The following is a 13,030-nucleotide window of genomic DNA, read 5'->3' as shown; positions in this document are numbered from 1 at the left end:
TTCAATAACAAATGACAAATCCTAAATGGAAAATGGAAAATTTTGACCCTGCTTCTTCCTAACAATGCTTTTCAGGCTAGACGGCGTGTTCAAGTCCTACGGCGCCGCCGAGGTGCTGCGAGGCGTGACCTTCCAGATCAACCCGCGCGAGCACGCGGGGCTTGTAGGCCGTAACGGCGCGGGCAAGACAACCATCTTTCGTCTGGTCACCGGTCAAGAAGAAACCGACCGCGGCGAGGTCGTCCTGCTTAGAGGACTTCGAGTCGGCCTTCTCGAACAACAACCAATCTTTAGCGGTGAGCGGAGCGTGCGTGAAGAAGCGCTTTCGGTATTCATCGAGATGCAGGCGATGGAAGCGGAGATGACGCGTCTCGAACGCGCGATGTCCGAGGCGGCCGGCGAGACTCTTGACCAGGCAATGCACACTTACAGCGATCTGCGGCACGCATACGAAATTGCAGGGGGCTTCAGCTATCACGCGCAGGCCGAAGCCGTACTTGCCGGACTCGGGTTCAAGGACGATCAAACGGACAAACGGCCCGAACAACTAAGCGGCGGACAGAGAGCCAGGCTCGCGCTCGCGAAGCTGCTGCTCTCCGAGCCTGACCTTCTCCTTCTCGACGAGCCGACCAATCACCTTGACGTCAATGCCGTCGAATGGCTGGAAGACTTCTTATCCGAGTACAAGTCTTCGTTCGTGATCATCTCGCACGACAGGTTCCTGCTCGATCGCACCGCCATCAAGATAATCGAGATTGACGGCGGGGACGCCACGGTCTACCCGGGGAACTACACCGCGTACACCAGGCAACGCGAGGAAAGGCGTCTCACCCAGACGCGCGAGTACGAGGAGCAGCAAGAGCTGATCGCTCGCACGGAAGACTTCATACGCCGGAACATCGCTGGTCAGAAAACCAAGCAGGCCAAGTCCCGCCGCAAGATGCTCGAACGAATCGAGAGGGTGCAGGCAGTACGTGACGAACGAGTCGGCGACTTTCGGCTTCAGAGCGTAGCCCGGGCAGGTGACAACGTGCTCGCGGTGGCGGATCTTTCAATCGGCTATGAGAAAATACTTGCGAGCGGAGTTTCGTTCTTGCTCAGGCGAGGAGAGCGGCTTGGAATCATCGGCCCCAACGGCTCCGGCAAGACGACCCTGTTGAAGACAATCCTTGGCGAGCTTAAGCCGATCAGCGGCGGCTTGACGTGGGGCGCCAACGTCAACATCGAGTACTTCGATCAAGAGCTCTCGTCTCTCGACTTTGGATCGACGGTCATCGAAGAAATCGCCTCGGTAGCTCCGCGTGCGACTCCCGGTGAGCTGCGAGGCTACCTGGCGAAGTTTCTTTTCACCGGCGACGACATAGGGAAACCCGTGGTTGCGTTATCGGGCGGCGAGCAGAGCAGGCTCGCGCTCGCGAAGCTAATCTACAGCCGGGCAAACGTTCTGGTGATGGACGAGCCAACGAACCATCTCGACATTCCTTCTCGCGAGGCGCTCGAACGCGCGCTTGCTGAGTATACGGGCACCATCATAGCCGTTTCGCACGACCGTTATTTTCTCGACAAGCTCGCAACCGAGATACTGCATTTCGAAGAAGGCATCGCAACTTATCACACCGGCGCCTATTCCGACTTCTACGCGGTCCACCACGTCCGGCAGCCAGCGCCCAGGGAGCCTGCCCTACGGAAGCGTCAGCCCGGGAAACCTGCCAGGTCTTCCGGGAGATTGTCTCCTAACCACAGACGCCGTTCGGTCGAAGAGATAGAAGAGGAGATAAGGATATTGGAGAATGAGTTGACCGAGCTTACCGAGGCGCTCTCCAGCGCGTCATCGGATTGGCGCCCCGAGCAGTACACTCAAATCGGGGGCCGGCAAGAAGAGATCGCGTCACTGCTTGACGCGCTTTATAAAGAGTGGCAGGCTGCGGCAACCACATCCAAATGATCAGGACGGGATACCTCTCGCGAGTCCCTCGACGGGTCCCTCGAAAGGGCGAGCCCGCCGCAATGTGACCCGCGCCGACCGGGGGCGACCTACGTTTGTGGCACAAGTGAACGCCTCGCCGTGTTGAGAATCAGACACGTAGTTGCTTCCAGGTACGTCGGCGAAGTTCACTAAAGTGGTTTCGTCAAGAACAGAAAATTAGATCTCTTGCCGTTCGGATTCTCGATCTGCAACTGAACAGTCTGACCAGCCCCGATCCTTTTGGCGGCTTTCTTGGCAAACAGTATTTGTGATTGGTCCGGATCATCGTTTCTAGTCTTGGTCGGCTCGTCATTGATTCGCAGCACGGCGCCCGGGGCGAAGTTCTGTCCGAATAGGATCAAGTGCTTCCCGCTTATCAAGGCCTGAAGCAAGACAGGGCGATTGGGATTCGTGTTAGGGTCGATCTTTGCGATGAAAATGTCCCGCCCTCCGGCGTTGTCGCGTACCAGCGGTGCAACTGTCAGAAAGTCCGTTGAATCTGTAAACCCCGTGACGTAAATCCCGCCCGCCGGGTCCAGGCCGACGGCCAGCGCTACATCATCGCCGCTGCCGCCAAGGTAGGTCGAGAAAGAAACGGCGCCGGTTGTTCCCAGCTTCGCGATAAAAGCGTCGTTCGCACCTCCCTTGAAGAACGACTGGATCGCATCGACCGTCGGGGATCCAAGGCCAGCGGTGCCCGCTATCGCGGCATTGTTTGCCGTATCCACCGCGATCGCGTTTCCGGTCTCGTCACCGTTGTTGCCTCCGATAAAGGTGAGATAGGAGAGCGCCGACCCGGATGCGTTGAGCTTGGCTACGAAAGCATCGGTCGTCGCGGACGAAGGACGAGTGGATGTGGACCCCGAAAAAGTGATCGATCTCGTTCGCCCGGTAACGTAGCCGCTGCCAGCTTGATCACTGGCGATGGCCAGAGCAGAGTCATCGTCGCTTCCGCCCAGATATGTGGAGTAAACAAAGTCGGACCCGCTGGCGTTGATCTTGGCGACAAAACCATCGAACGACGCCGCCGAGCCGGTCTTGGCCGCACGGAGGGCGTTCCTGGTCGGGAAATCACTCGATTGCGTATCACCGGCAACGTAAGCATTCCTGGAGGCGTCAACGCTTATTCCGGTTCTGCGGATCGAATTCTCTGTGCCACCGCCGCCCAGGAAGCTCGAGTAGACGAGCGACTTTCCATCGGGCGCCAGCTTTGAGACAAAGGCGTCCGAGTCGCCGCCCCCGTAGGACGGCTGGATCGCGGCTACGGTGGGAAAATCCTGCGACGAAGTTCGTCCGGTGAGATAGGCGCTGCCCGCGCCATCGATGGCAATGCTTGCTCCTCCTTCTTCGCCGCTACCCCCCACCAGACTCGAATACTCGAATAGAAGATTATCCGGAGCCGTATTCATGGGGGTCAGCTTGACCACAAATGCGTCGGACACGCCACGTAGAGCCAAACCAATTGAGTTTAGCTGCGGGAAGTCCCCCGACTCGGTCTCCCCACATAGATAGACGTTGCCCGAACCGTCAAGCGCCAGCCCTGTCGCAAAGTCGTTCTTCATTCCGCCGAAAAAGGTGTAGGTGAGTAACGACCCGTTCGAACTCAGCTTCCCAATGAAGATATCGGAGTTGGTCGTTGAAGCCCGGAATAAGAAATCAGAAGAAAATGAATCGCCGACCAGATATGCATTACCCGCGGAATCCACTGCTATGCCTCTGCCAGCGTCGGCTGCGCTGCCGCCCACGTAGGTTGAGTAGACGAGCACCGGGTCAATGACAAGCGGCAGCGTTGGGTCGTAGTCACCAACCTCGAAGCCGATCGTGCCGTCATCCATTCGCTTGAAGTCGGCCTGTATTTGAAGCCGCGCGCCGTTGGTCTCCTGGTACGCCACCGGGCGCTCGTGTCTCACTTCGCCGGCGGCCGTGTGCAGGATCAACGCCCCTTCCGGATTCAATTCGAGATCATTTGCGCCTTCGAAGCGGAGCTTTATTACGTGGCAGTCGGCGCCCGGGGCCAATGTGAAATCATATTCGAGCTGGCGTTGATCGCCATAAAACATCAAGTCGACGCCGGGATACACTCCCGAATACGAGACACGAGAATAGGTTTCCACTCCTCGAATCCATTTGGTCGAATCACTGCCGATGAAGTAGTTCGCTCGAGCCTGCTGCTGTTCGATCCCGGAAACCAGCGGCGCCGGATTAGCGCCCTCGAGCTTCATGCTCAGCCGTTGCCAAGAGAGTTCACCGTTTGAGGGCTGGCCATCCGCCTTCACCCGGCTTGCGAAGCTCGGCTTTAGTTTGCGCAATGCCATCACCGCTTCGCGCGGTTTGAGAAGCAGAGCGAAGCCGTCTCCGCGGCCGACGAACTTCACATCGGCTTCGGCCTGTCCGCGATTGGACTCGAAGATCATCGGCAAGCAATCGCGGGCTTCATTCAAAGCGGACGTGGCGAATTGGACAGGGCCCTCATCGCGCAACGCGGCGCGAGCCTTATCAATTGCCGGCTCGACTCCGGGCCGAGTGTTTGGAAACACAGCAGAGGCCAGAGAAGCGACTGCAAGAACTAAAACTGCGCGTTGGATCTTGTAACGTCTCGTCTTCACCGCATCACTCCTTTGTAACCGGCGATTCGGTTATCGGTATTCAAAAGAATCGGAGACAATCGCGTCCACCAATTAAACAGCCCTTTCCCGATAGCATACTCCCGAAGCGTGTCTGAAGTCATCAACGATGGCACTGCGCCGCATAGAAGGGATTGTGACTGTACTCTCTACGGCGGCAGCAACAGACGGAAAGCGTATCTCGATATTCATTTCCGATCAAGCGACTTTTGTCAATATATTGTACGTCGCTCTCTTCCCCCTACAACTTGCGGTATACACCTTATGCCGACTGTGCTAGACTCCCGAACCGTAGAGCCGAGTTCGCTATCATCTGAACACGCTTCCACAACCACGGTCCGGCAGTGCATATAGCTGAGTCTCTTATCAAAAACAGAGGCTCCGGAAACGGGACTATGAACGAAAAAGACTTTGTACACCTTCATCTGCACACTGATTTTAGTCTCTTGGACGGGGCAATCAAAATCAAGCCACTCGCTCAGCGCGCCCAGGAACTTGGCGCGCGCGCCGTAGCCGTCACCGATCACGGAAACCTGTACGGCGCGATCTCCTTCTACAATCAGATGAAGTCATCGGGCATCAAGCCCATCATCGGCATGGAAGCCTACATCGCCAAGGGCAAGCACACTGATCGCGGCGACGCATCCGGGGAGAAGGGCACGAACCACATCATTTTGCTCGCCAAGAATCTGCAGGGCTATCACAATCTCGCGAAGCTGTCGTCCTTCTCATTCACCCAGGGCTACTACTACAAACCGCGCATCGACAAAGAACTGCTGGCCGCGCACAGCGAGGGGATTGTCGCCCTCTCTGCCTGTCTTTCGGGTGTGCCGTCATCGCTCCTTCTCTCCGACAAGTTCGATGAAGCCGCCCGCCAGGCCAAAGAGTTCGAAGACATTCTGGGCAAAGGCAACTATTACCTCGAAGTTCAAAACCACGGCCTCGAACAAGAGGTACAGACAGTCATTCCGGGGATGATCGCGCTGTCGAAGAAGACGGGGATACCGCTGGCCGCGACGAACGATTGTCATTACCTGATGCAGGACGACTGGCGCGCGCACGACATCCTTGTGTGCATCGGCGCCGGCAAGACGGTGAACGAGAAGCGCGGGCTCAAGTACAAGGAAGGCGAGTTCTACGTCAGATCGGCTGCGGAGATGTGGGGAATCTTCGGTGGTGATCTGCCGGAAGCGCTTTTGAACACTGTCGCCATCGCCGAGATGTGCGAGCTCGAGCTGCCAAAGGACCAGAACCATTTGCCCGTGTACCGGGTGCCGGAGGGCGAAACCGCCGACAGCTACTTCACCAAGCGCGCGCGGGCCGGGCTTGAAGAAAGATGGGCTGATCTCAAGGACCGGCCCGACCGCAAATGCGGTCTCGATGACTACCGCGCGCGGCTCGAACAAGAGATCGCCGTGGTAATGAAGATGGGCTACGCAGGCTACTTCCTGATCGTTTGGGACTTCATCGCCTATGCGCGACAGAACAAAATCCCGGTCGGGCCGGGGCGAGGCTCGGCGGCCGGCTCGCTTGTGGCTTATTGCCTGAGGATCACCGATCTTGACCCGCTTCAGTACGACCTCCTCTTTGAGCGGTTCCTGAACCCGGAGCGCGTGTCGATGCCCGACATCGACATCGACTTCTGCGTGCGCGGCCGTCAGAAGGTGATCGATTACGTAGCCGACTATTACGGCCGCGATCACGTCTCGCAGATTAGCACATTCGGCACCCTGGCTTCGAAGGCGGTCATCAAAGACGTCGGCCGCGCGCTCGAGATGCCCTACTCCGAGGTAGACAAGATAGCCAAGATGATTCCACCGCCGGTGCGCGGGCGCAACGTTTCGATCGAAGACGCAATCAAACAGAACCCCGATCTTAGGAAAGCCATAGACACCGACGAGCGAGTGCGCGAAGTCATCGAGATAGCCCAACGGCTCGAAGGCTGCTCGCGTCACGCTTCGGTTCACGCAGCAGGCGTGGTGATCTCGCCAAAGCCGCTATACGAGCTTGTGCCAATCTCGAAGACGGCGCGCGATGAAATAACGACCCAGTTTCCGATGAACGATCTCGAGAAGACCGGGATGCTGAAGATGGATTTCCTGGCGCTGACTACGTTGACGATCATCGACGACTGCCTGAAATCGATCGCGCGCGAAACGGGCACGACGGTTGATCTCACAAAGATCCCGCTCGATGATCGCGGCGCCCTGCAACTGTTCGCCGAAGGCAAGACCGAAGCGATCTTTCAGTTTGAATCCGGCGGCATGAAAGACCTCTGCCGCAGACTCAAACCTGAGGGGCTTGAAGACCTGTCCGCGCTCAACGCGCTTTTCCGGCCCGGACCGATCGACAGCGGTTGGGTGGACGATTACATCGAGCGCAGACACGGGCGCCGCCAGGTGCGCTACGACTTCCCCGAGCTAAAAGAGATCATGGGCAACACGCTTGGGATTTGCGTGTATCAAGAACAGCTAATGGCAGTATTCCAAAAGCTCGCAGGCTACTCGTTAGGCGAAGCGGACCTTGTACGCCGCGCGATGGGCAAGAAGAAGCGTGAGGAACTCGACAAGCACAAGGAAAAGTTTCTGAGGCAAGCGATAGAGCGCGGTCACAACGCAGGCAGGCTTGAAAAATTGTGGCAAAGCTTTGAAGGATTCGCCGACTACGCTTTCAACCGCGCGCATTCATTTTCATACGGGTACCTTGCTTATCAGACCGCATATCTGAAAGCGCACTATCCGACGCACTTCTGGGCGGCGGTGCTTTCGAACGAATTGAACAACACCGCCAAGGTCGTAAGGTACATCAACGAAGCGCGGTCACAAGGCATCCAGATTCTCCCGCCGGATGTGAACGCGAGCCTCGACAATTTCACCGCCGCCGGTAACTCGATTCGATTCGGGCTTGCCGCGATCAAAGGTATAGGTCAGTCGGCAGTCTCTTCGATTGTCGATGCCCGCAATGCCGGCGGGCCTTTCTCGTCGAGCTTCGACTTCACCGAACGCGTCGACTCCCGAGCCGTCAACAAACGAGTGCTCGAGGGCCTGATTCGCGCCGGCGCGTTTGATTCGGTACAACAGAGCCGCGCGCGGTTGTTCGCAGCGAGTGACTCGGCTATTGAAAGCGGCCAGCGCGTTCAACGCTCGCGTGCAAGCGGGCAGACCGATCTGTTTGGCGCGCTCGGCGCCTCGATGCCGGCCGTTGAGCCCCCGCTCCCCGATGTTCCGGAGTGGCAGCATCACGAACTCCTAAAAGGCGAGAAGGAAACACTCGGCTTTTACATTTCCGGTCACCCGCTGTCCAACTACGAAGCAGCGCTCAAGGATTTCGCCGATGCGGACGTCGATCGGTTGTCCGGTCTCAGTCATGGTTCCGTGGTGACGCTCGGCGGCGTGGTGATGGACCTCAACGTGCGCACGACGAAGAAGGGAGACCGCTTCGGTTTGTTTCAACTCGAAGATCAATTCGGATCGGTCAAGGTCGTCGCATGGCCCGACGTGTTCAGCAAGGCGAACGGCGTGATGCAGAGTGACACCCCTGTGCTGGTGCGCGGCCGGCTCGAGATAGATGACGGCGGCTCGATTACCATTATCGCCGATGAGGTCCAACCGCTCGAGAACATTCGCGAGCGAGCCGCGCGAACTGTGGTGCTGCACTTCGATGTCGATTCGGTCGATGAAAAAAGATTGGAGCGCCTGCATTGGTTGCTCGACAACAACCGCGGTGAATGCGGAATCATCTTTGAAGTGAAACTTGCCGACGGCAGCATCGCTCGCGTACAGCCGAATCAACATGTTCGGGTTAAGGTCACAGCCGCTCTAACCAATTCGATAAAAGAAATCATAGCCGACTGCAACGTCGAGCTTGTAGTTCAGCGGGCCAGCGGTGCCGCGCGATGATCAATGTAAGGGCGATCCTGACCACCTCCCCTTCAATCGATTAGAACCGCGCGTCGTAGTCCGAAGTCCCCTCGTGGCGAGAGAGTTTGTCTAACCGGAAGGGTCATCCGATAACGCGGCATTATGTTCGTCGACGCAGCGCGCGTGCCACTAAAAAAAGCCAGTGGCACTTGCGCTGCACGACAACACAATACGCGTTATCGTACGCCCCGATATCTTCCTCGCGCTTGCGGCGGAAACTACACCGCCGCCGCGCGCTCCGGTTGGCTCCCCCCTTGCGCCATTCTGGTCGCTGCGTCTCGAAGGGTCTGGCGTAGTATGACGACGACGCAACCGGCGTGACACTACTTTCTAGTGGCGCGCTCGGTTGTCTTCGGAGTTATAAGCCACGGTTATCGGATGACCTTCCGATCTCTCTTTACCCTTGACGCCTCCGATGGCCAATCATAAACAGCCAGCACGGATGCTCAAGAGCCAGACGATCACACGGATTGAACTCTGTAGGCGTAATTTGCGGGTCGGCTCCCTGGGGTTCCTCTGCGACAGTAGATTACATTATGGTCCCGTCTCCAACGAGTAGTAAACACGTTCTCCTTCTTCCGTAGCGCCTATGAGAATTTGCATCGAATTAGCCTTCGGTTCTTCCCAGTTTTTCTGGTCCGAGAGTGCAGACGCTACCTCATCCGGCGGAAGCGGTCTTTCTTCGCCTTCGACTCCGTTACGTCGAAACAGAGATACCCGGCCTTTCGCCAAGAGTTCCCTTATCTCTCTTTCGGCAACACTCCTTAGCTCTGATTCTCCGCTGTCCGGCAAGAGATTATGAAGACCCCAGACAACTTCCCACAGGCCATCTGGATCATCCCGGTTTATTGGATTGTTTGATGTGTAGGCATACAGATTCCAGGTCTGGGGATCTTCCTCGTCTTGGCCGACGAGTGGTTCATCAGGACTATTGAACCTCCCTTGAGCCGATGAGTAGTACCTCGCGAGGAAGTAATCCAGCCCCGATTCACTATCTCTTTCTTTTTGGGTTAAGAACGCGCAGTGACTCCCGCCAACCCCGGCTGGTTGTGCAAGCTGTCAAAGATCAGGGTCGCCCAAAAAGCAACTACCAAAAGGCGGTTAAAGCGAGAAGCGACCAAGTTGCTCAGCATAGGAAGTTCAACCGGATCGGGCTAGCTATCCTGTTCCTTCGGTCGGGTGGCTGGGAACCTTTTCGTCTCCTCCGCCAAGCTTCATCAACTCTTCGAGCAGAGCGATTGTAACCGACAGATAATTCGTGAACTGGTCCCTGTCGGTATCCGATATTGCGCAACCTTCTAGTTCAGAACCTATCCTCTCGAGTTCAAGGATTTGCTCAGAAGCAAGCTCGGCAGGATCCCAACTTGCCCGGCCAATCACCCCACTACCAAGTGAGTATATGCTGCTTGCCAGATGGTCCAAGTCACACTCAATCTGGTACGTGGGTGCGGCTGCGCGACGACGCCTAAAATTGGAAACAGGCTCCGGCGTATGTTGCCATTCGTACCACGCTCGGATGAATTCCTTGGTCGGGACTCGGTAGTTCATTTTATATCCCCCGGTCGACCGCACTGACCTTGGGCAACTTCGAGGCTACTCTAGTCGACTATCTTTTTTGGCGTTCGGTGGAATTCTTTACCCACGCTTTGAACCCGAATGGTTGCCGTCTTTTTTGGATCGCCACCAAGGTAGTAATTGATGTGTGCGTATGCGTGGCCCTCTCCTTTATGAGCCTTCTCTATCCTCTGGATACGTCCGCCTGCAGCTGCAATCAACTTCTCAGCTTCTTGCCGGGTCGGAATTAGTTTCTGAATTCCGAAGCGTCCCGAAACTTCCAAAACCTCATGAGTCCCGGCCGTTCTTAGAATATTGAGCGCCTCTACAGACGCTTTACTACCGAAAACAATTCCCGCCCCTGCTAACGTCGCGCCTCCGGCATCCCCCTTCATAAAGGCTCGGACAAAGCTGGCGCCGCCTACAGGGTCTAGAAACTCAAGAACGTCGGTGTACTTGTCTACAGCCTTTGCGTATGTCTCAAAGGTCTTTCCAGCTACATCGCTGCTGCTTGGCAGGACACCACCGGGACCATAATTCTTATTCTCTGGGTTGTTCGGATTAGCATCATCCTCAGTTTTGACGGGCTTACTTGATACTCCAAAATACTCGGCAACGGCCCTCATGGAGTTTTTCAGCTGCTCCGTCAAACTCTTCTTTTCTTGATGTCCATTAGGATCAACGTACTTCAGCGGGTTGTTGAGACAATACTGATACTTATTGAGAGTCTGCGGGTCGACTATGTCAGCATAGAAGGTCGGATTAGCTGATGCGGCTGCCGCAAAGAATTCGACGGGTCCCCCGTTAAACTCATCAGGAGATGTGAATCTCCCCTGCGGCGATGAGTAGTACCTAGCAAGAAAGTAATCCAGCCCCGATTCATTGTCTCTTTCTTTTTGGGTTAAGAACGCGCAGTGACTCCCGCCAACCCCCGCCGCGTGTGCAAGTTGTCAAAGATCAGGGCCTCTCAAAACGCAACTAAGAAGCGGCTAAAGAGAGAAGCAACTCACGCTCAGCATATGCCGGATGAGTGCCGCGATCAAGCCCGCATCGCCGATGCTCCAAGGTCAATGCTCACTATTCAACTCTCGGACGAAAGCTCCGAGGTGCCGTGCTCGATTACGCGCTTGAGGTCCTCCAATATCTTCCTCGCGCTTGCGGCGGAAACGACACCGCCGCCGCGCGCTGCGGTTCATCCCCCCTTGCGCCGACGCCCCACAGGGGGATGGCACTGATATCTTTTTGTGATTTACACAAGGGGAGAGAACGCGCGCTCAAGTGCCTGCCGTCTTGCGGCTTTCCTTCGGTGAGTAATCGTGGTCCGTTTAAGGTCTCGTGATTGCGGACGTTGATAAGGACAGCGCTCTCCTGTGATCTTCACTCGTTGAGACAACCCCGGGCCAGATGCACTGGCGTGCACCCATCCCTCTCCGTGTTGCCAGCGAAAGAGCGCGATCATTCGTAGGCCTCTTTGTACACCTTGAAAGCGCCAGTCTGCCAGACAACTAGAAACCCGTTCTTTACCTACGTAATCATCCAACACTTTGGCAATTCTAGCAGGGCGTCCGTCATCACCGATCTCAAAGGAGTAAATGACATCAAAGCTGGCATTGCTAATCTTCACAGAGTCGGGAAGCTCGAAGTTGCAGAAACTAAGCTCTATTGCGACTTTCTCTGTCGCTGGATTGTCAAGGAAGATCCCATAAATAACTAACAACATCGGGAGTATAAACATACGTTTCTCCTTGGTAGGCTGCGTTAAAGACTCTGACTTAGAAACTCGCTGTCTCAGGGTTTCTTAGGCCGAGGACTTTGTGGCGTGGCCTGCGGTCCTGGAAAGTTGCGCTTTGTTTGCTGCTCAATTCGTCTGATGTTCACGTCCACAGGACCACCATTGTCGTGCCCCCAAGGTTTCCCTTTAGTCAAAGGCAACCCGTGTCCGTAAAGCTCGTGTGCCATAGTGACAACGAGTTCCTGCATCGGGGCGGTAGCCGCCGCTCCAGTACCGTCCGAGACTACGACCCGCGGATTTCCCGATCCACTCTCATTCGCAGTCTGAGTGCGCCCAAGGAACTCGGTCGGCAGACTGACTTCCTTTGCTACTTCAGCTGCGTCTTTCGGGTCCTCACCTCGCTTGACGAGCGCGTCAATTACCTCTTTTCTTACTTGCTCGACTGACGTGTATGAGAACTCAGGCTGGCCAGAAACGCCCTTCCCGGTCGCGGCCTCGATGACGCTAGATGAGTTAGCCAACGCCTTCAAATCGAGAACGTTTTTGTCCTTGCTCTTGATTCCATTCAGGGCCTTTCTATCGATCATTCCGTTCTTGTCGAGCTTCACTCGATCCCTTACCGCTTTTGGCAATGTGCTCCTGATGTACTCCAACGCCTTTTCATCTAACACCTTTACCTCTTGGCCATCCGGATCAATGAACCTTAGAGGATTATTAAACGCGTAAGCATATCGGTTCCAGCTTTGCGGCGCGGTGACACTAGCACTCGCCATAAGGGGATCGACGCTTGTGAATCTTCCCTGCGCCGACGAGTAGTACCTCGCAAGGAAGTAGTCGAGGCCCGATTCACTGTCTCTTTCTTTTTGGGTGAACTTCTGTTTCGTGCCATCAGCAGCTCCGTAGCCGGTCCCAACCGTCCGACCGCCGATCGTCGCGCCCAATTCCTCACCAAAGGGCAGATAATCATAACGCGCCTTCACGCTCCCATCGGACTTCGTCACTACTCTAGTGCTTCCGAGATGATCGCTTGTCAAATAGCTCGTGCCGCCTCCACCCGGAGGTGCAGGCACCGGGTCGTTGTGATATTCAGCTATCAACTGACCTCCGACATTGTACACGAACACAGTCGTTCCAGACCCGTCGATCTTTTTCACCCGACGCCCGTCGCCATCATAGAAGTACTGCCCAACCGTGCTATTGAATTTCGTTTGGCGGTTCTCACCATCGTACTCAA

General features: G+C 56.0%; 6 protein-coding genes. 2 read left to right on the top strand and 4 right to left on the bottom strand.

All coding sequences use genetic code 11. The features are described from left to right. The first annotated feature begins 64 nt into the window (after positions 1-64). Positions 65-1,945: an ABC-F family ATP-binding cassette domain-containing protein gene (locus tag AABO57_11655; protein ID MEK6286388.1), complete on the top strand. Its 1,881-nt coding sequence runs from the start codon at positions 65-67 to the stop codon at positions 1,943-1,945. 170 nt (positions 1,946-2,115) lie between these two features. Here the strand turns inward: AABO57_11655 and AABO57_11650 are convergent, their stop codons facing one another. Then, on the bottom strand, positions 2,116-4,572 hold the full coding sequence (locus AABO57_11650; GenBank protein ID MEK6286387.1) for an SBBP repeat-containing protein: 2,457 nt from the start codon (positions 4,570-4,572) through the stop codon (positions 2,116-2,118). Between the two features lie 413 nt (positions 4,573-4,985). Here AABO57_11650 and dnaE point away from each other — a divergent pair, with 413 nt between their 5' ends. Next, positions 4,986-8,489, top strand: a complete 3,504-nt coding sequence (gene dnaE / locus AABO57_11645) for a DNA polymerase III subunit alpha (GenBank protein ID MEK6286386.1) — start codon at positions 4,986-4,988, stop codon at positions 8,487-8,489. 1,619 nt (positions 8,490-10,108) lie between these two features. Here the strand turns inward: dnaE and AABO57_11640 are convergent. From AABO57_11640 to AABO57_11630, 3 genes are all read right to left on the bottom strand, one after another. Next, positions 10,109-10,714 (bottom strand): hypothetical protein, encoded by a 606-nt coding sequence (locus AABO57_11640; protein ID MEK6286385.1) that lies wholly within the window; start codon positions 10,712-10,714, stop codon positions 10,109-10,111. A gap of 599 nt (positions 10,715-11,313) precedes the next feature. After that, positions 11,314-11,799 (bottom strand): hypothetical protein, encoded by a 486-nt coding sequence (locus tag AABO57_11635; GenBank protein MEK6286384.1) that lies wholly within the window; start codon positions 11,797-11,799, stop codon positions 11,314-11,316. Between the two features lie 53 nt (positions 11,800-11,852). Then, on the bottom strand, positions 11,853-13,030 hold a 1,178-nt coding region (locus tag AABO57_11630; protein MEK6286383.1), incomplete at its 5' end, for an RHS repeat-associated core domain-containing protein.

The organism is Acidobacteriota bacterium (genome assembly GCA_038040445.1).
Classification (GTDB): Bacteria; Acidobacteriota; Blastocatellia; order UBA7656; family UBA7656; genus Onstottus_A; species Onstottus_A frigus.
The sequence above is the reverse complement of the archived record's forward strand: the minus strand, read 5'-3'. Positions and strand labels throughout refer to the sequence as shown.

Coding starts and splice junctions, on each gene's coding strand:
- AABO57_11655 (MEK6286388.1), top strand. CDS start 65: ATGCTTTTCAGGCTAGACGGCGTGTTCAAGTCCTACGGCGCCGCCGAG.
- AABO57_11635 (MEK6286384.1), bottom strand. CDS start 11,799: ATGTTTATACTCCCGATGTTGTTAGTTATTTATGGGATCTTCCTTGAC.
- dnaE (MEK6286386.1), top strand. CDS start 4,986: ATGAACGAAAAAGACTTTGTACACCTTCATCTGCACACTGATTTTAGT.